Annotated in this window: 12 protein-coding genes; 5 read left to right on the top strand and 7 right to left on the bottom strand. The window is 53.4% G+C overall.

The features are described from left to right. Positions 1-680: 680 nt before the first annotated feature. From WHS46_13495 to WHS46_13480, 4 genes are all read right to left on the bottom strand, one after another. Complete coding sequence (locus WHS46_13495) at positions 681-2,192, bottom strand: response regulator (GenBank protein ID MEJ5349689.1); 1,512 nt, start codon at positions 2,190-2,192, stop codon at positions 681-683. 16 nt (positions 2,193-2,208) lie between these two features. Next, positions 2,209-4,140, bottom strand: a complete 1,932-nt coding sequence (locus WHS46_13490; GenBank protein ID MEJ5349688.1) for an ATP-binding protein — start codon at positions 4,138-4,140, stop codon at positions 2,209-2,211. A 169-nt stretch (positions 4,141-4,309) separates the two neighbouring features. After that, positions 4,310-4,714: a response regulator gene (locus tag WHS46_13485; GenBank protein MEJ5349687.1), complete on the bottom strand. Its 405-nt coding sequence runs from the start codon at positions 4,712-4,714 to the stop codon at positions 4,310-4,312. A gap of 443 nt (positions 4,715-5,157) precedes the next feature. Then, positions 5,158-5,391: a hypothetical protein gene (locus WHS46_13480; GenBank protein ID MEJ5349686.1), complete on the bottom strand. Its 234-nt coding sequence runs from the start codon at positions 5,389-5,391 to the stop codon at positions 5,158-5,160. 868 nt (positions 5,392-6,259) lie between these two features. Between WHS46_13480 and WHS46_13475 the strand changes: the two genes are divergently transcribed. From WHS46_13475 to WHS46_13455, 5 genes are all read left to right on the top strand, one after another. After that, complete coding sequence (locus WHS46_13475) at positions 6,260-7,627, top strand: TolC family protein (GenBank protein MEJ5349685.1); 1,368 nt, start codon at positions 6,260-6,262, stop codon at positions 7,625-7,627. Positions 7,628-7,667: 40 nt separating this feature from the next. Beyond that, the gene (locus WHS46_13470; protein ID MEJ5349684.1) at positions 7,668-7,943 is read left to right on the top strand and encodes a YHS domain-containing protein; all 276 of its coding nucleotides are present in this window, start codon (positions 7,668-7,670) and stop codon (positions 7,941-7,943) included. 113 nt (positions 7,944-8,056) lie between these two features. Then, positions 8,057-10,261 carry an efflux RND transporter periplasmic adaptor subunit gene (locus tag WHS46_13465; GenBank protein ID MEJ5349683.1) on the top strand — a complete coding sequence of 735 codons (2,205 nt, stop codon included), beginning with the start codon at positions 8,057-8,059 and terminating at the stop codon, positions 10,259-10,261. Positions 10,262-10,438: 177 nt separating this feature from the next. Beyond that, positions 10,439-14,353 carry an efflux RND transporter permease subunit gene (locus WHS46_13460; protein ID MEJ5349682.1) on the top strand — a complete coding sequence of 1,305 codons (3,915 nt, stop codon included), beginning with the start codon at positions 10,439-10,441 and terminating at the stop codon, positions 14,351-14,353. 438 nt (positions 14,354-14,791) lie between these two features. Next, entirely contained in the window at positions 14,792-15,073 is a 282-nt protein-coding gene (locus tag WHS46_13455; GenBank protein ID MEJ5349681.1) for a hypothetical protein, read from the top strand. Between the two features lie 141 nt (positions 15,074-15,214). Here WHS46_13455 and hemW read toward each other — a convergent pair whose 3' ends face one another. Genes hemW through WHS46_13440 form a run of 3 tightly spaced genes read right to left on the bottom strand, consistent with a single transcriptional unit; the run spans position 15,215 to position 19,415 of the window. Beyond that, the gene (gene hemW, locus WHS46_13450; GenBank protein MEJ5349680.1) at positions 15,215-16,327 is read right to left on the bottom strand and encodes a radical SAM family heme chaperone HemW; all 1,113 of its coding nucleotides are present in this window, start codon (positions 16,325-16,327) and stop codon (positions 15,215-15,217) included. A gap of 16 nt (positions 16,328-16,343) precedes the next feature. Then, positions 16,344-18,140, bottom strand: a complete 1,797-nt coding sequence (gene lepA, locus WHS46_13445) for a translation elongation factor 4 (GenBank protein MEJ5349679.1) — start codon at positions 18,138-18,140, stop codon at positions 16,344-16,346. 21 nt (positions 18,141-18,161) lie between these two features. Next, positions 18,162-19,415, bottom strand: a complete 1,254-nt coding sequence (locus tag WHS46_13440) for a nucleoside transporter C-terminal domain-containing protein (protein MEJ5349678.1) — start codon at positions 19,413-19,415, stop codon at positions 18,162-18,164. Positions 19,416-19,972: the final 557 nt, after the last annotated feature.

Raw genomic sequence — 19,972 nt, 5'->3', positions numbered from 1 at the left:
TCTTCATCGAAATCGGCTTTGGTCAGGTTTACCTCTACAAACATAAGGTTTGTTTCAGCACACTCGATATGGAGGGGATTCTGAACAGCAGGGCCAACTTAAAAGTCATGAAGGATGAGGCCACAGCAATCGTCCCCTTGAAGGCCGTGCACAAATCCATAGCCCCCACGGCATTCTGGTCAGGTCAGGAAAACCAGCCGAATTCTTCAGGGGAAACGTTGTTGAAGAGCCCAGACGGATGAGCGAGAGTGAGATTCAGGACATCCCTTATTGGATTCAACGGATTCCATGGATCCCCGGTCTTGGACCTGGACCGGGTGAGCACCAAGGTTGGTGCTGAGCCCACGGTAGAGTCCTTCACCCATCACCCCAAGATTGCCAACGAAGCCGAGGTTTCTTTTCCTTGAATCGAAACCAGGGCCTTCAAAAATGCCAAAGGCTCGAATGGTGCTGCAAAGACGGAATAGTTTTTCAAACAAATCGAGAAAATGGGCTCAAATTCGAGATTTTTTCCCTTCGATCAGAGAGATCCGCTCCTCCTCTTGAGTAATGGGCCGTACTCGCAAAAAGGATCGTGTGCCAGGCTTTTCACCTCCAGGGAACTGCCGCGGCGGTTCTGCGATCGTCATTTCTCTAGACACACCGGAGCACTGGGCAGGGAAGGGCCTAGGTACTTATGTTTATTCCCCTGTGGGAAGAGGAAAACGCAAGTTAAAGGTGGTGCCATGACCCGGCGTGGTATGAAAATCCACCACGCCTCCCAGTTCGTGAACGATCTTCTGCACGATAGCCAGCCCTAAGCCTGTGCCTCGAGCCCCCTTGGTCGTGAACAGAGGGCGAAAAATTTTTTCCTGCACCTCGATGGGAATTCCTCGTCCCGTATCCTCCACCTCCACACAAATCCAACGGTTCTCTTGAATAAGAGTTCTCACGGTGACGCGCTTTTCGACACTCTCTTCACCAAAGGATTCCAGGGCATTGGTGATGAGGTTCAACACACAGGAATGAAAGGCCTCCGAATCCCCAAAAATGAAAGGAAGCTCACGGGCAAGCTCCCGCTGCAAAAGAATGCCTTCCCCCTGCGCCTGCTTTTCGAGGGATTGCAGCACATCTTTGATTATATCATTGATCGATATGGCTTCCCGGCGCCGGCTTTTCCCACGCGCATAATCCAGCATTTCCAGGCTCAGGCGTGCGATGCGCTCTATGTTCTTTCGCACCATGTGCCAGCCCTTTTCCAACCGCTCCCGTTCGCCATGACTCAGAGCCTTCTCTACCATGTAGGCGCCAAGCTTCATGCCATAAAGAATGTTTTTCACACCGTGAGCCACTTCCGCCATGGCTTCGCCCATGGCCGCCAGCCGGGTTTGTTCAAGCAAACGGGCTTGAAGCTCTTTGACCTCAGTCAAGTCCTTGAAATAACCGACGGTCCCTACTTCTTCGCCGTCTTCATAAAGAAGCGCCGCCGAAAGAAGAATGGGCACAAGACGCCCGTCCTTGGTTCTTGCCGTGGTTTCATAATTAACCAGATAACCCGGTCCTCCGTATTCTTGAGAATAAATCAATTTTTTGACACGGCGCGCCTCGCCTTCGGGATAGAGAGATGTGACTTTGAGTCCGCAGATCGCCTCTTCTCGACTGTACCCGTAGATGCGCGACGCCCCCTCATTGAAAAGAATGATGTTGCCTTCCCGGTCGTTGGCAATGATGCCGTCCATGGATGTATGAATAAGACGGTGTTCAAAGTCGTAGCGTTTGCGAATCTCATCGGTGGCTTGTTTAAGCATGCATTCCAAGTTTTCCGTGTATTCTCGAAGTTTTTCTCGCATCCAAATCTTTTGCTTTGCACGCCGCAACGCAACACTCAAGGCCTGATCGCTGATGGGCTTGTTGATGAAATCCGAGGCATCCAGCTGCAGTGCTTGGATAGCCAACTCCAGCTGGCCGTGTCCTGTGATCATGATGACTTCAATGTCGGGATTCAGGTGTTTGATGCGCCGCAAGAGCTCAATACCATCCATCCCCGGCATCTTGATGTCGGTGAGGACGATATGGGGCGAATGGTTTTTGCAGATCTCCATGGCGCTGAAGCCGTCTTCCGCGCACACAACTTCATAGCCGTCGCTTTGCAGCGTCAATGACAGCAAATCCCGCGTGCTTTCCTCATCGTCCACCACCAAAATCCTCTGCATCGACCACTCCGCCCTTTCACGAAGAAACGGCCCGCCATCCCGCCCAAGCTCCCGCTTCTCGGTATGCAGGAAAGATCAGACGAAAGGTTGTTCCTCGTCCCTCTTCACTCTCCACTTCGATGCTGCCTCCGCATTCCTTGACAATGCCGTAACTGATGGAAAGCCCAAGACCCGTACCTCGGCCGACTTCCTTGGTGGTAAAGAAAGGCTCAAAGATACGATCTCGAATTGTTTCTGGAATGCCTATGCCCGTATCCCGAATCGTCACGATCACATGATCTCCTTCTAGAGCACTTCGTATGTGCAGAACCATTTCCTCGTTCTTCACTTCACTTCTTTCTCTTTTTTCTTCCATGGCGTCCCGAGCGTTCATCACCAGATTAAGAAACACCTGTTCCAAACGGTTGGAGACACCCAAGACAGGAGGAAGCCCTTCCGCCAAATCCAACTCCACGTGGATCTGGCGCAAACGAAGTTGTTGCCCAAGCACCGTGAAGACGTCTTGAATAGGACGGTTGATATCCACGGGTTCCATTTCAAAGGCATCGGTTTTGCGACCGAATTCCCGCAAATGATTGATAATTCCAGAAGCCCGCTCCACTTGTTCCACCATCTGCGCAGCGACTCTGGCCATGGTTTCCCCGTCGATGGGCTCCGAACGGCGCACTTTCTTGAGGAAAAACTCACACCCGATGCGAATGGCGTTCAAGGGCTGGTTCAGCTCATGAGCCACACCCGCGGACATTTCACCCAGGGTGGCCATCTTGGCGGCCTGAATCAGCTGGGCTTCGGTTTGCACGCGATCCGTAATATCAGCGATATTGGCGATAATAACATCCCGGCCGAGATGTAACCGAGGGCAGGAATGAATGTTCACATATAGATGATCCCCGCTCTTTCGTCGGTGCCGCACTCGAGGAAGAAAGATACAAGCTCGAGTCGCCAATTCTCGAATCTTTTGAGCATCCTTTTCATCGGCCAAATCCAAAAAAGACATGGCCAGGAACTCTTCCTGCGTGTACCCGTATGTTTCCACGGCTCGAATGTTCACATCCAAAATACGAAAGCTTTCCAGGTCCAACACGAAAATCGGATTGGGATCATTTTCAAACAGGGAACGGTACTTGGCCTCTGAATCCCGTAGCTCTCTTTCAGAAACCCGCAGTCGTTCCGTCATGATGTTGAAAGCCTTGGCCAAGGCCCCGATTTCATCGTTGGAATGGACCACGATGGGCGTGGAGAGGTCCCCCGAGCCTACGCGCTCGATCCCTTGCAAAAGGTGGTGCAAGGGACGGTTGAGAAAGCGGTGAATGAGCACCACAATAACGGCGGCAATGGCTACGACGGCGCAACAGGCCAGAAGAAGCATGTGGGTGCGCATACGTTCTAGGGCTCGGTCCATGCCCTCCAAACTCACGTCGATATCCAAAACCCCAAGCACTTTTTGATCCGGAGGATGCACGTGGCAGGATCCACTGAAACAATCTGGCTCATTGTAAATGGGATTGATCATGCCCAGCACACGATAGCCGGCTTCGGATTGAAAAATACGGATCCTTTTGGAAGTGTCCAGCCGCTCAAAAGGCTCCTCTCTCGTGTGGCACGCATAGCATTGTTCCGCTGACTTGTCCAAATAGGTGCCCATTTCCGCCTTGTCCGAAGAGTAGATGATTTGACCCATGGCATTGAAGATGCGCACTTTTTCAATCCTCTCGTGCCCTCCAATGGTATCGATGGCACGATGCAATCGCTCTGGCTGATACTGCAGCATGTCGTAGCGCAAAGACCGACTCACGAGTTCGCTGGCCAAATGGACGCTTCGCACCATTTCGTCGAGAGTTTCACGGCTTTGTGTTTGCAGCGTTCCGAAGAAAAACACCACCAACACAACCGCCGTGACGGCTCCAACAACAAAGATAAGTTTGAAGCCAAGGGATCGGTACCACATGGGTCGTCACCTTTGAGGCTCAAAACCATGCTGTCGACAAGGGACACAAGGACTCGAAAGCTCACGCGAAAGAAACAGCGGGACAAAGAAGCAGCCTATCTCAGGGGGAAACGAGGCTCCTGGGAATGAACCGCAGCGTCATGAACCCATTCACGAAGTCCTCAATTCTTTAGGCTTTTCGACGTGACACGAGACTTTCCACGTTCCGCAACAAGTCTTCGGGATCCACAGGCTTTTCCATAAAGACATCCGCCGCGATCCAGTCGAGGTCCTCTTCTACCGAACGTTGGTATCCCTTTTCCGAAGCCGGTCTGCCGGAAACAATGAGAATCGGAAGGCCGTAAGGTCCTTCTTTTTTCTTTATTTTTGCGGCAAAATCCAAACCTTCCTGCATGGTGGCCATCATGATATCCAGGATAAGGAGATCCGGCTTGCTTTCTTGCAAAAGGGCCTCGCCCCGAACCGTGTCCGTGGCCGTCAGCACCTCGTAGCCGTTGTCCGTGAGTATGGCTTCCATAGCCTGACAAATTTCAGGATCATCGTCAATGACCAGGATTCTTTTGGCGCTGCCCATGTCGCCCTCCTTTGTTCTCTCTCCCCCGTATGTCAGTATGACGCCCTCGGCCGAAGAAGCTCTTACGGATTATTTTCATCATATCCATGTCCTTCAGGCAAGAGCGGCCGCAAAAAAGATCCCTGTGCCGGGGACGGTCTAATCTTTTAAGCTTCGTTTCTTTTCTTCCAGTTCCCGATGGATGGCTTTCAAAGCCCTCAGTGGCCTGCCAGGGCGCATTTTCCACCCATATGCCTCTCCCATCCTGCATTTCCTAAAAGACGGAAACCCCTTGAGCCCAACGATTCAGGGTCTCTTCAGGAATCCAAGGCTCTTGAGCCCCCTCTTCTTGCATGGCTGGAAGATAATCAGGCTTGCCATTTCGAAACTCCAGCGCCACTGTTTCCAGGGGAACCGCTCCCTCATGGCCTCGTTCCTAGGACAAGGCCTCTTTCAGGGATGATTCAAAAAGGTTCATGGCCTCTTGAAAGGCTTTTTTGTATTCGGGGGCTTTGAAACAGGATGTGCTTCTTTTCCTTTTCTTCCATGATCAACAACTGTTCCACCATAACCTTGGCAATGTCCAAAAGTCGGTGATGTTTATTGACGATTTCGTTCGAAATCTCCATGAGCCGCAGTGTGTTGTCATAAAGAAGTCCGATGGTAGCGAGGAAATGGCCACTAAGAAAAGCTGCCACACAAGGATCTTTCCCAAAATGCCCCGACTTCTGTCCACTTTCACCCTCCTACAATTGGATATTCACCACAATGGCATGAAAAGATTTTCCAGGCAATGGCTTCATAGGGCTCCGAGCTTGCCCTAGCTTAGAACACGAAAAGGAATAACCTGTAGCACGCAATCTATGGACCGTAAAGGGTCACCGAGCATGGATCACCGAGAGACTGTGGTCAAAAGGTCTAGACCATGAGTGTCCGAAAGGAGAACCTGCTCGAACAGGAGCACAGGTCTTGAAGCGTGACGGTGTAATTCGTACGACCAAGCTTTCCGAGGATTCACGTTCTTGGAATCTGACGCAAGGTGTCATTGGTGCGATGTGTTGCCAAAGACCAGAACAATATTGTTGCCTGTGGCCCAGTGGCGACAGCTTTGAGCAGCCTTTTTGATTCTTGTAGGATCTTGCAATTGTAGGCTCACGCCCTATGCTATAGGTTCATGGGTAGAATGATTTGCGAATGGAGGTCACTGGCCGGCCCACTGAAAGCCGCACCACATTTATAGAGACCCATCAGCTGGCCACAATCATCGATTTCGACAAAATCTTGGTTTTGTCGAACGGGCTGGTAGTGGAATCGGGTCGGCATGAACACCTGATTCGAACCGTAGGAGCTTACCGGCGCTCGGGAAAGTGCAACAGGTATTCGAGGACATTTCTCGGATTTTCGGGATGAGGTGATCCAGTGCTCCCGGGGGATTCCTTACCAGACCCCCCCGGTTCATGGTACGAAACCACACGGCATCAAGTGAGGACGTGCATGAAGGGACCTGAACGAAACCAGCGTCAAGTCCGATTGTGGCTTATAGGCGCAATATGGGGCTTCGCCCTCGTGACAATAACACTTGCCGGTTGCACGGGGTCCGGACGTGGGCCTAAGCTTACCGGCGGTTGGAGCGACATCATCCAACTGGAAGCCGGCCAGACCCAGGAATTGGGTCTTTCGGAAGAAGAAAAGCCCCTTCCGGACCAACCCACGCTTCAAGACTACCTTGTCTACGCCGCGCTCCATAACCCAGGTTTACGATCCGCCTTTGAAGACTGGAAGGCGGCGCTGTGGAAGATTCCACAGGTGCGAAGTCTGCCCGATCCCCACTTTACCTATGCCTATATGGTGGAAAGGGTGGAAACACAAGTGGAGCCTCAAAGCCAGAAATTTGCTCTGGCCCAGACTTTTCCATGGCTGAGCAAATTGGAACTCCAAGAAGATATGGCCACTCGAGAGGCCGAGGCCAAGAGGGCTCTCTATGAGGCAGCTAAATGGGAATTGTTTGAAAGGGTGAAAAAAACCTATTTCGAATATGCCTATCTCCGCCAGGCCGTGGTGGTCATGCAGGAAAATATTCGGCTACTAAAGCAGTTGGAGCGGGTCGTCCAAACCCAGTATGCTGCCTCTCTCACTCCTTACGGAACGCTTGTGCGACTCCAGGCTGAGTTGGCTCGCTTGGAGGATCGTCTGAAAACGCTCGAGGATATGCGCCATCCCACGTCTGAAGAACTCAACGCGGCTATCAGTCGTCCCAAAGACCTTGTGCTTCCCTGGCCGGATCCAGTGCGATTGGGCCCTGTTTCTTTCACGGACGCAGAGATCCGTGGCTGGCTTCTGAAAGACAACCCGGAGCTGAAAGCGCTCAAACATCTTGTGGGTAAAGAATTATCCGGCGAGGCTCTGGCCCGCACGAACTACTATCCGGACGTAACCGTCAGCCTGGAGCTGGAGGCGCTGAATAAGGACGAAGGCATGAACGGAGCGGACAGCGGTAAGTACCCGGTCACTGTAGAGGTTTCCATCAACCTGCCCATCTGGTGGAACAAGTACGACGCGAGCGTGCGGGAGGCTCGACACCGAAGATTAGCTGTCGCAAAAACCATGGAAGAAAAACAAAACGAATTGAACGCCCGACTCGCCATGGTGCTCTACCAGCTGCGGGATGCACAACGGCGTGTCGACCTCTACAAAAACAGTCTGATTCCCAAAGCGCAACAGGCGCTTCGGGTGAGTCTGCAGGATTTCGAGGCGGGTTTGGGAGGGTATCTGGATCTCATTGATGCGCAAAGAACCCTTTTGGAATTTGAGCTGGCCTATGAGCGGGCGGAAGCGGACAAGGCGCAGCGACTTGCGGAAGTGGAAAGGCTCATCGGCCGCTTTTTAGGGGAGACTTCTGCAAGGTCCCACGAAAAGGAAATTGCAGGGAACTGACGAAAAACAGGAAAAACGAAAAAGATCCAAGGAGGATAAGATGACGAGAAGAAAGTGGATCCTGACGGCGATGGCCCTCATGTTCCTTCTGGGCACTCTGCCGGCCGGCATGGTGAGCGCCGGAGACCGCCCCCAAGAAAAATGTCCAGTAATGGGTGGTGCCATCAGGAAAGACATTTACGTGGATTACAAGGGAAAGAGGATCTACTTCTGCTGCCCGGCCTGCCCGGATGAATTCAAGAAGAATCCGGACAAGTACATGAAGAAGCTGGAGGCGGAGGGCGTGGAACTGGAAAATGCTCCGTCTGGAACCTGATGCGACAACCCCATCGGAGCGCCTTAAGGGACGATCCCTAGGAAAACCCTGCGTGGAGAAAAAGGGGTTCGAGGCGTGACGGATATAGCGGAAGAAAGGCGAATGATGGAACGATGGCTGGCGTAAAATTTAAGAAACACGGGAGGAGAATCCTGGCGGTCGTGGCCGTGGCGATCGTCATCCTTGTAGACCCTCATGGTCCTGAGCAAGGACGACGTAAGAGAACCTATGAGGCACCCGCCATGGTCAGTACGGTTTATGCCCAGCACGATCACGGCGGGGAAAGGAAAGATCAAATCTGGACCTGTTCCATGCACCCTCAGATTCGGCTTCCCAATCCAGGAAAATGCCCCATATGCGCCATGGATCTTATACCGGTTGGAGACGAAGGAGGTTCTGCCGCAACCGAAAAGGTTTCCATGAGGCGGCTGGTGCTCTCCGAAACCGCCCAAAAGCTCGCCCAAATTCAGGTGAGTCCCGTGGAACGAAAGCCGGTGGAAGTTACACGTCGTCTGGTAGGTAAACTTACCTATGACGAACGGCGTGTGGCCTACATTACCGCATGGATTTCCGGACGTCTTGATCGCCTCTACGTGAATTTTACAGGGACCATGGTGGACAAAGGACAACCCATGGTCTACCTCTACAGCCCGGAACTCCTGGCGGCTCAATCGGAATTCCTTCACGCGGTGCGTGCCGTGGAAGATCTGCGAAAGAGCGGCTCGGAACCTCTTCGCTCTACAGCCGTCCAGACCGTTCAATCTTCCAAGGAAAAGCTTCGCCGATGGGGCCTCACCGACGCTCAGATAAATGAAATCCTGCAGCGGGGCACCCCTTCCGATCACGTGACCATTCTCTCCCCTATGTCCGGCACCGTGGTGTTCAAGGACGGCTTTGAAGGGATGTACGTCAACACCGGAACCCGCATCTACACTATCGCAGACCTGTCATCCCTTTGGCTCAAGTTGGATGCCTATGAATCAGATCTTTCCTGGATTCGAGTGGGGAACCGGGTGCGCTTTGAAACGGAGTCCTATCCCGGCGAGGAGTTTACCGGAACCGTGTCTTTCATGGATCCCTTCCTGGACGAGGAAACACGGACAATCAAAGTGCGGGTGGATGTCGCCAACCCCGATGGACGTCTTCGACCTGGCATGTTCGTCCGGGCTGTGCTGCATGCCCCCTTGGGCGCAGATGAGCTCCCTTTGGTCATTCCCGATACCGCGCCCCTTCTCACCGGGAAACGGGCGGTGGTTTACGTGGCTGTTCCGGATATGCCGGGAACCTATGAAGGGCGTGAAGTGGTCCTGGGACCTAGGGCCGGTGCCTTTTACGTAGTCCGCCACGGTTTAAAAGAAGGCGAGATGGTGGTGACTCATGGGAACTTTAAGATCGACAGCGCCGTGCAGCTCCTCGCCAAACCCAGCATGATGGCGCCGGAAGCCGGTGGGATCGGCATGCACCACCATGGACAGACGGCCCCAACTGTCTCAGAAGCCAGAATCCCCACGGAACCCGTGAAAGTTCCGGACACCTTTCGCCGGCAGCTGATCCCCGTTATGGAATCTTTTGAAGCGGTGCGGCGTGCCGTGGCGGCTCAAGACTGGGCATCGGCCCGCCGAGCCTACAGAAACCTCCAATCGGCTTTGGACCAGGTGGACGGCGACCTCTTGAGCGGTCATCCTTGGAGGATCTGGAACGACCTTTCCATGCAGCTCAAAAACGACGTCATTCTGGGTGGGAATGCCAAAAAGGAAGGGGAACGCCTAGATGCGTTGACAAGTTTGGAAAAACACATGCAACAGCTCATGACTCATTTCGCTCTGGATCACCCGAACGCGGTCAAGGGCTTGGAGCCGCCGAAGGTACCGGAAGCCTTTCGAAAGCAACTTTTTGGAATAATCCGCACATACCTTGAGATGCACAATGCCCTGGCTGCGGACAAAACCGACGAGGCTTTTGCGACAGTGGCAAAGATCCGCGCAGCCTCGAGTCGTGTGGATATGTCGCTTATGAAGGGTGACATTCACATGACGTGGATGCACGCACAGGAAAACATTCAAAATACTCTGGCACTTATGGAAACCTCCCAGGATGTAGACCATCTTCGAAAAGGCTTTGCCACACTGTCGATTGTCATGGCAAATCTGGCCAAAACTTTCGGCTTAGGGTCCGAGAACCCGCTGTATCTCATTCGATGCCCCATGGCTTTTGAAGGACAAGGGGCCACCTGGCTCCAGCCTGACAAGGAGGTCCGAAATCCCTACTTCGGTGCGCAAATGCTTAGGTGCGGCGAAGTCCTGGAAGTCATTCGATAAGGGGGGTTAGAATGGTCAAGTTCCCGGTGTTATCCGTTCATAAATAGAGCCCATACCATTAGAGGCTATACGGAATGCTTGTTTCGTTCAAGGTCGGCAGGACATCCATGACAAGGGTCCATGAGTTGGAAAGGGCCTGTGTTGAATCTGAGTCGGCTGTGAAGTGAGATGATGACCATGGAACATGAGAACGTCAGGAGAAAGGACGAGGGATCTTGGCTCGCCCGGCTCATTCGGTTCTGCCTGGAAATGAAGATCGTGGTCTTCCTCTTTGTCCTGCTGGTGCTGGTCTGGGGTGTCATGGTGGCGCCTTTTGACTGGAACCTTCCGTGGCTGCCTCGGGACCCACTCCCAGTGGACGCGATTCCGGACATCGGGGAAAATCAACAGATCGTTTTTACTGAGTGGATGGGGAGATCGCCTCAGGACGTGGAGGATCAGATCACCTACCCCTTGACCGTATCTCTGCTCGGCATTCCGGGCGTGAAAACCATTCGAAGCTATTCCATGTTCGGCTTTTCCACTATCTACATCATCTTCAAGGATAACGTAGATTTCTATTGGTCTCGGTCCCGTGTGTTGGAAAAGCTTAACAGCCTTGCTTCCGGCCTTCTACCTCCAGGGGTTCAGCCAGCTCTCGGCCCGGATGCCACGCCTTTGGGCCAAGTTTTCTGGTACACACTGGAAGGGCGTGATTCAGAGGGGAATCCCACGGGAGGATGGGATCTGGACGAGCTCCGCAGTATCCAGGATTGGTACGTGCGTTATGCACTCCTTTCCGCCGACGGAGTAAGCGAAGTGGCATCTGTGGGTGGTTTCGTCAAGGAATACCAGATCGACGTGGATCCCGATGCCATGCGGGCCCACCGTGTTAGTCTGCCTGAGGTCTTTCAGGCTGTCCAGGCGTCCAATGTGGACGTGGGAGCCCAAACCATTGAAATGAACAAGGTGGAGTACGTGATTCGAGGTCTGGGCTTCTTGCGCGGTCTGAAGGACCTTGAGGAAACGGTGGTGACCGTACGGAACCGGGTGCCCATTCGTATTAGGGACGTGGCCCACGTAACTCTGGGGCCGGCTGTACGCCGGGGTGCTCTGGACAAGGAAGGAGCTGAAGTTGTCGGTGGTGTGGTGGTGGTCCGTTATGGAGAAAATCCTTTGGCAACCATCAAGAACGTGAAGGAAAAAATCGCCGAAATTTCTCCTGGATTACCCAAAAAAGTCCTGCCCGACGGGACGGTGAGTCAGGTCGCCATCGTGCCGTTCTACGATCGCACGGGACTCATCTACGAAACCTTGGGGACGCTCAACCGAGCCTTATACCAAGAAATCCTCGTGACCGTGATCGTCATTCTGGTCACGGTCATGCATCTTCGAAGTTCTTTGCTCATTTCCGGATTGCTTCCCTTGGCCGTGCTTATGTGTTTCATCGCCATGAAGCTTTTTCGAGTGGACGCCAATATTGTGGCTCTTTCCGGCATCGCCATTGCCATCGGCACCATGGTGGATATGGGAATCGTGATTTGTGAAAACATTTTGCGCCGAATGGAAGAGGCGCCACCGGGAAGCAGTCGTCTGGAAGTGGTTTATAAAGCTACGGTGGAGGTGGGAAGCGCCGTGTTAACGGCCGTGGCCACAACGGTGGTGAGCTTTCTTCCGGTTTTCACTTTGGAAGCTGCGGAAGGAAAGCTGTTCAAACCCCTAGCTTTTACGAAAACCTTTGCCCTCATCGCCTCCATCATAGTGGCTCTCACTGTGCTTCCACCTTTAGCTCACCTTCTGTTTCGGGCAAAGACTCCCGGAAAACCCAGTATCAGCCTTCTTCAGAAGGTTCTCTACGGTCTTCTCATTGCGGCAGGCATGGTAGCTTTCTGGTTTTTTCCTTGGTGGGCCGCCTTACTCCTCGTGGTTACAGGTGCTTCCAATGTGTCAAAATCGCTTTTACCACCGGTTGTAAGCCAGTGGCTGTCTCGGTCCATGAACTTCATCCTCGTGCTGACGATAGCTTTGCTTTTGGCGGAAGAGTGGCTTCCCTTGGGCCCGGGAAAAGGTGTTTTTCTCAACTTGGCTTTCGTGGCTGTTCTGATAGGAGGTCTTCTGGGGTTTTTCGGCTTGTTTCGCTGGACTTATGAACCGATCTTGAGTTGGAGTCTTCGTCATAAGGCCGTCTTTCTTTGCTTTCCTCTTCTGATCACCGGAACAGGGTTCATGGTCTGGCTGGGTTTCGACACCCTCTTCAATTGGCTGCCCCAAGGCATCCGAAATAAGGCTCTCATCCAGGATCTGGCAGAAACCTTTCCCGGAATGGGCAAGGAATTTATGCCGCCCCTGGACGAGGGGTCCTATCTCTACATGCCTACTACCATGCCCCACGCATCCATTGGTGAAGCTATGGATGTGCTGCAAAAGCAGGACATGGCCATCCGCGCGATTCCGGAAATTGAGTCAGTGGTGGGCAAGATCGGCCGGGCAGAATCCCCTTTGGACCCCGCACCTATTTCCATGATCGAAACAGTCATCAACTACAAGCCCGAATATCTTGTGGATAAAGAAGGGCACCGCCTTCGATTCCGCTATTCTTTCACGGAAAAGGATCTCTTTCGAGACGAAAACGGCAGACCAGTTTCAGCTCCCGATGGCAAGCCGTACAACGTGCTCGGCAAGTTCCACCGGGACGATCAAGGCCGACTGATTCCCGACGAAAACGGGATGCCCTTTCGGCTGTGGCGTCCAGCCCTGGACCCTGAACTTAATCCGGGGCGAGATCCCTGGCCGGGGGTGAAGAAACCCGATGACATTTGGAAACTGATTATCGATGAAGCTCAGATACCCGGAACGACATCGGCCCCTAAACTTCAGCCCATCGCCGCCCGCATTGTCATGCTTCAAAGCGGCATGCGGGCGGCTATGGGGGTGAAGGTTAAAGGGCCCGACCTGGAGAGCATTGAAAAGGTAGGGTTGCAGATAGAACGTTTTCTTAGAGAGGTGCCATCTGTGGAACCTTCGACGGTCATCGCCGATCGGATCGTGGGCAAGCCTTATCTGGAAATCCATATCGATCGAAACGCCATCGCCCGTTATGGTATTTCCATACGACAGGTTCAAGACGTCATCGAAGTGGCCATTGGGGGCACGACCTTGACCACCACGGTGGAAGGTCGGGAGCGTTACCCTGTGCGCGTGCGGTATATGCGGGAACTCAGAGACAGCCTTGAATCCCTTTCGCGTATTCTGGTGCCCGCTCCCGACGGAACCCAGATTCCGCTCGAGGAGCTGGCAGAAATTCGATACGTGCGGGGTCCCCAAGAGATTAAAAGCGAGGACACTTTTCTTGTGGGGTACGTGCTTTTTGACAAGAAGCCGGGATATGCGGAAGTAGACGTGGTGGAGCAGGCCCAAGCCTATCTTCGGCAGAAAATCGACTCTGGGGAACTGGAGCTACCAGCAGGGGTGAGTTACACTTTTGCAGGGAATTACGAAAACCAGATTAGGGTCCAAAAGAAGCTGTCCGTGGTGCTGCCGCTGGCGCTCTTTTCGATTATCCTGATTCTTTACCTGCAGTTCCGTTCCGTGCTGACCACGTTTATTATCTTTTCCGGTGTGTTTTTGGCCTGGTCAGGCGGTTTTCTGATGCTGTGGCTTTATGGGCAATCCTGGTTTTTGGATTTTTCTGTCTTTGGAACTTCCATGCGAGATCTCTTTTCCATCCGTCCCATCAATCTTAGCGTTGCCGTATGGGTGGGATTTTTGGCTTTGTTTGGCATTGCCACCGATGACGGCGTACTGGTGAGCACCTACCTGGACGACAGCTTTCGGGAGCGAAAACCCCAAACCGTGGAACAAATAAGGCGGGCCGTGCTGGAAGGAGCCAAGAGACGTCTACGGCCGGCCCTGATGACCTCGGCAACAACGATCCTGGCCCTTTTGCCTGTGCTGACCTCCTCGGGAAGAGGCTCTGACCTCATGATCCCCATGGCCATCCCCTCCTTCGGCGGCATGCTCCTGGCTCTGATTACCGTGCAAACAGTGCCGGTCCTTTACTGCGCCAAGGAAGAACTTAAGCTTCGCTGGAAACACCACCTGAGCCGCACTTAAAAGCATGGGGTGCGAAACCTGAAAAAGACAAAAAATAAAGGAACCGCCCTTTGTTATGAGAAAAAGATTTACACTTCAGTTTTGCCCCCATCAAGGCTGGCCTTTACCTAAAAATGAGAAAAAGACATGGGCTCCAAGAAATGAAGAGGGGTGACGTGGCGGTGCGGGAGTTAAGCATTGTCTTGAAACTATCTGGCCGCATATGTGAACCCACCACAGAGCGCTTCAGGCAGGTCAAATCCTTCGTGAAATGAGTCGTGGGACGGGCGTGGACCATGGATGTTTCTCATGAAGGGTTGATACGACCGGGTTGTTTTGTGGGAGTGCTTGGGGTGATGGCGGCTTTAAGGCCGCCTTTCCGCAAAGGCCTCGCGAAGCCATCCAAGGACGTGCCGGTGGGTGGCAAACCTGGCCACGGCCATGGTGTAAATGCTTTTGATGCGGAAAATACCGCCCTTGGTGCCCGTTCAGGCCCCCGTGCTGGCGGCGCACAAAAGGCTGGGGACTTTTGAACACAATCTGGATATACCACCGATCATAGCCTGGGTTGCCGCCGTCATCATCCTCGACGGTGTAATCCACCTGCACCATGTGCAGACCCACGCCGTGCCCTCTCTGTGGCGGCTTCACGTGGTGCACCACGCGGATCTGGATATCCCGGCCCCCGCTTTCATCCGATGGAAATCTTGCTCTCCGCGAGACTCAAGACCGCCGCCTTGACGACCTTGGGACCACCCGTCGGTGCGCTCCAGTGCTTCGTGCCCCCTCTCTTGAAACCGTTTGCGATCCGGTCTCTAAACGGGGGACATGGTGCGCTTTTCGTGAAAAACGTTCGATGGGCTTGGAAAAGAATTTCCTGATTCAGACAAAAAGCAGGGGAAGCTGATCGGCCACCAGCCAACCTTTTCGAGTCGGAACCAGAGCGCCGTCTCGAATCTGCATCAAACCTTCAGCCTGAGCTTTTTGCGCGGGCAAAAGCCCCTTTTCTTCGGTACCCAAGACGTCCATAGGAACGCCTTCACGTGTTCGAAAACCGAGAAGAAGTTGTTCCAGACGCTCCTGTTCAAGGGAAAGTTCCTCCTCAAAGGACGTACAGGGGCTGCCATTGTGAAGCCGTGTTACGTAAATAGGAACAGATCGAACATTGGCCCAACGCTTTCGGCCGTCGAAAGAATGGGCTCCCGGCCCCAGCCCAAGATAGGGAACACGCCGCCAGTACTTGCCGTTATGACGGGAAACCCATGCTTGACAGCGAGCATAATTGGAAATTTCGTAATGAAGATAGCCATGGCTCTGCAAGAAGTCGGAAGTCCTTTCAAAAAACAGGCATAGAACCTCTTCGCTTGGCATGCGAAGCCGGCCTTGGCGCACCGAGACGGCCAGAGGTGTTCTCTTTTCTACGGTAAGCTCGTAGCAGGAAAGATGTTCCGGCTTAAACGCTAAAATTTCTCTCAATGTTCCCAACCAACGGCGCAGGCTCTGGCCCGGTATGGCGTACATGATGTCCACACTCAGATGAAAACAGTCGAATCGACGAAGAATCTCCAAGGCCTCACGCGCCCGGCGCGCCGTGTGGCGTCTTCCCAGCCACGTCAAAAAGACGTCGTCCAAAGTCTGCACGCCGACACTGATGCGAGTGATCCCTTCATCCCTCCATAAAGCCGCCGTATCCGAGGACACGTCTTCGGGATTCACTTCCAGGGTCACTTCACAATCCTCGGCGTAGACAAACCGTGAACGTAAACCTCGAAGCATGCGACGGAAAAGGGGAGCGGACATCAGACTGGGCGTACCACCTCCCACATAGAGGGTGTCAAAAACAGTGAAGCGGTCTCGAAACAAATGCGCTTCCCGCAACAATGCCTCCACGTAAGCGGGAAGCCAATCTTCCTGGACCGTGGAATAAAACCCACAATAGCGGCATTTGCCTCGACAAAAAGGCACATGAACATACAACCCGGCGCCTTCGGTCATGCCTTTTCGCCTTTCATTATTCCTTGTCCGTTTTCAGTACGGCCACAAAAGCGCTCTGAGGAATGGAAACGGAACCCACCATTTTCATGCGTTTTTTCCCTTTCTTTTGCTTTTCCAAAAGTTTTCGCTTTCGTGTGATGTCTCCTCCGTAGCACTTGGCCGTCACATCCTTGCGAAAAGGGGAAATGGTGGAACGGGCGATAATCTTTCCTCCCACAGCTCCTTGAATGGCAATCTTGAACTGATGCCTTGGAATTTCTTCTTTGAGCCGTTCACAAACCTGCACGGCCCAGGTTCGAGCACGATCCCTATGGACAATAAGAGATAAGGCATCCACCTTTTCACCGTTGACCAAAATATCCAGCTTCACCAAATCGCTCGGCCGATAGCCGATCCATTCATAGTCAAAGGATCCGTATCCTTGGGTGACGGTTTTCAGCCGATCATAAAAATCATAAATAACTTCCGCCAAAGGCATATCGAAAACGATTTCCACACGACCGGGACCGGGCACACTGAATCTGGGATTTTCCCCACGTCGCTCCGTACAGAGCTTTATCACCGAGCCCATGTAACGATCCGGACAAAGAATCGAAGCTCGAATATAGGGTTCTTCTGCGGCCTTGATATGCACGGGATCCGGGTAATACTGAGGATTTTCCACGGTCATCACATCGCCCGTATCCAGCAGAAACCGATACTGGACACTGGGAATAGTCATAATGATGGATTGATCGTATTCACGTTCCAATCGTTCCTGAACGATTTCCAGATGAAGCAACCCGAGAAAACCACACCGAAAGCCTTGACCCAAAGCTGCGGAGGAATCCTTTTGGTACACCAAAGCCGCATCGTTGAGCTTGTATTTTTCCAAAGCATCCTGAAGGGATGGGTAGTCGTCGGAGGAGACAGGATAAATGGAAGAAAAAACGACGGGTTTGACTTCCCGGAATCCGGGCAGAGGATTGGAGACGGGATTTTCGTCTAAGGTGACCGTATCTCCAATGCGCACATCGCTTACCGTCTTGATACCGGCAATGATGTAGCCCACTTGCCCGGCTTCCAGCACGTCTCGAGGTTCCCGTTTCAGGCGAAAAAAACCCACTTCTTCCACTTTGTACACGGCACCGTTGGATAGAAAGCGGAGACGATCCCCTGTTCGAACTCGTCCGTCAAAGACTCGGCACGCCACCACCGCCCCTCGAAACGGGTCATACTGAGCATCAAAAACCAAGGCGGCCAAGGGCTTTGATGGGTCGCCGTGCGGCGCCGGAATGCGTTCCACGATTGCTTCAAAGACTTGCTGAATCCCCGTCCCTTCCTTGGCGGAACACAAGACGGCGTGATCCGCGTCAAGGCCGAGCTCGTTTTCGATCTCTTCGCGAACCCGATCCACGTCGGCCGACGGAAGATCGATCTTGTTAATAACAGGCACGATCACCAGATCATGTTCCATGGCTGCGTAGAGGTTCGCCAAGGTCTGGGCTTCCACACCCTGCGAAGCGTCCACCAAAAGGAGCACCCCCTCACATGATGCCAGAGCCCTAGAAACCTCATAGGAAAAATCCACATGCCCGGGAGTGTCGATAAGGTTCAATTGATAGCTCCGGCCGTTCATGCCTATGTAGGGAAGCGTCACCGTGTTGCTCTTGATGGTGATGCCTCGCTCTCTTTCCAGATCTAGAGTATCCAAAATCTGGTCGCGAAATTCCCGCTCTTCCACAAGTCCCGCCGCCTGAATGAGCCGGTCGGCCAAGGTGGATTTGCCATGATCGATGTGAGCAATAATGCTGAAATTTCGAATGTGTTCCATGAAAACGTCTTTCCTTGTGTTTCAGTAGAAAATGCCGATGACCGCTCCGGTCATGCAGGTTGCCAGTGTTCCGGCTACAATGGATCGAAGGCCCAAAGCGACGATTTCTGAACGACGCGCCGGGACCATGGCCCCAAGCCCTCCAATCATAATCCCTAAAGATCCCATGTTGGCGAAACCACACAAAGCATAGGTAACCATAAGCCTGGCTCGAGGGCTCAAGGCCTCATCGGCCACAGCAGCCAGATCCAAATAGGCCAGAAACTCGTTGAGGACCGTCTTGACCCCCATAAGACGCCCGGCCACGAGCGCTTCATCCCAGGACATGCCCATAAGCCACGTGACAGGCGCCATCACTCCACCCAAGATTCTTTGAATGGTCCAAGGACTACCTCCCCAGGCCGGAAACACACTGAGGACCGCGTTAGCCAGATGCACCAAGGAAACAAAGACAATCAACATGGCCACAATGTTCAAAAAAAGAGCCAAGCCCGAGACGGTGCCCTGGGTGAGTGCATCCATGGCACTCCGAGCCTCCCTGGGCATTTCCCCGGACCATGGTTCCGTTGCTTTTTCTTCTACGTCGGGAGGAACCATGAGCTTGCTCACCACCACGGCCGCGGGAGCACTCATGATGGAGGCAATGAGGAGGTGCCCCATGACCCCTGGAATGGTCCGTTCCAACAGGTTCGCGTAAAGAACCATGACCGTTCCGGCAATGGTGGCCATGCCGGCTGTCATCAGGGTAAAGAGGCCGCTTCGGGACATGCTTTCCAAATAGGGTCGAACCAGTACAGGCGCCTCGACCATTCCAACGAAAATGTTGGCGCAGGTCCCCAAGGCCTCCGCGCCGCCAAGCCCCGTGGTTCTTTGCAGACACCAGGCCAGCGCTTTGACCACCGCCGGAATCACACCCCAATAAAAAAACAGCGCCGACAGCGCACTCATGACGATCACCAACGGGAGACCACGAAAAGCCAGAATATAAGCCGTCCCTGCAGAAGACGGTTCAAAGGGAAGAGGCGCTCCGCCAAGGTAACCGAACACCAAAGCGGTACCGGCTTCCGTGGCTCGAGAAAGAGCTTCCACCATACGGTGTAGCAAGAAAAACAGGTGCTGCGACGCCGGCACGTTGAGCATCACCAAAGAGATGACAAACTGCAGAGCCAAACCTCCCCCAACCGCCCGCCATGGAACATGCCTTCGATTTTCAGAAAGCGCCCACGCCATGAAGGTCAAAACCATGAGGCCGACGGCGCTTTGCAGTCGTAGCATCTCCCTTCCTCCTTATCCATGGAACACGAAAATTTCGCCAAGACACATCCACACAGGGATCAAGGTCGTCAAGATCGCCCAAGAACGCCCCATGGGCGTTCGATGGTATGCCGTTTCAAAGAAGGGGCGAGGCGCGCCTTCCACCGAGAAGCGTGAAACCACGTTTTTCCTGAAACCACGGGCCTCTGGTGCGCTTAGTCCGAGGACGGGACCGCGGTGCGTGTCCAACCGCCACCGGCCCTTGAGGATGCCCTGTCCAGCCGTGCGGACCTTACCAGGAGGCGTTACCATCGGTCAACGCATCCCTTAGTCTTTGTTATGGCTTGCAGATGCCTGTGGTAGGAGCCCAAAACCTGGGTCTATGGGGAAAGAACGGTTCCCTTGTTCCATGGAAGAGATGAAGGGTTGGATTCACGAGGATTTGGAAAAATGGCAGCTCACAATTCCCTGGGTCTTACCAGCAGAGCGGACGTTGAAGCGTTTCAGCCCATGCGCCGAAGACTCATTGGGAACGGAGACTGGAGCGAGTCTCAGACAGAAAAAGGCAAGCTCGCAGG

The organism is Desulfosoma sp. (genome assembly GCA_037481875.1).
In the GTDB taxonomy this organism is placed as follows: Bacteria; Desulfobacterota; Syntrophobacteria; order Syntrophobacterales; family DSM-9756; genus Desulfosoma.
This window is presented reverse-complemented; position numbering and strand designations above follow the sequence as displayed.

Bases quoted from the DNA above. Each gene is read 5' to 3' on its own strand.
- WHS46_13495 (MEJ5349689.1), bottom strand. From the start codon at position 2,192: ATGCAGAGGATTTTGGTGGTGGACGATGAGGAAAGCACGCGGGATTTG.
- WHS46_13490 (MEJ5349688.1), bottom strand. From the start codon at position 4,140: ATGTGGTACCGATCCCTTGGCTTCAAACTTATCTTTGTTGTTGGAGCC.
- WHS46_13485 (MEJ5349687.1), bottom strand. From the start codon at position 4,714: ATGGGCAGCGCCAAAAGAATCCTGGTCATTGACGATGATCCTGAAATT.
- WHS46_13470 (MEJ5349684.1), top strand. From the start codon at position 7,668: ATGACGAGAAGAAAGTGGATCCTGACGGCGATGGCCCTCATGTTCCTT.
- WHS46_13465 (MEJ5349683.1), top strand. From the start codon at position 8,057: ATGGCTGGCGTAAAATTTAAGAAACACGGGAGGAGAATCCTGGCGGTC.
- WHS46_13460 (MEJ5349682.1), top strand. From the start codon at position 10,439: ATGGAACATGAGAACGTCAGGAGAAAGGACGAGGGATCTTGGCTCGCC.
- WHS46_13455 (MEJ5349681.1), top strand. From the start codon at position 14,792: ATGCGGAAAATACCGCCCTTGGTGCCCGTTCAGGCCCCCGTGCTGGCG.
- hemW (MEJ5349680.1), bottom strand. From the start codon at position 16,327: ATGACCGAAGGCGCCGGGTTGTATGTTCATGTGCCTTTTTGTCGAGGC.
- lepA (MEJ5349679.1), bottom strand. From the start codon at position 18,140: ATGGAACACATTCGAAATTTCAGCATTATTGCTCACATCGATCATGGC.
- WHS46_13440 (MEJ5349678.1), bottom strand. From the start codon at position 19,415: ATGCTACGACTGCAAAGCGCCGTCGGCCTCATGGTTTTGACCTTCATG.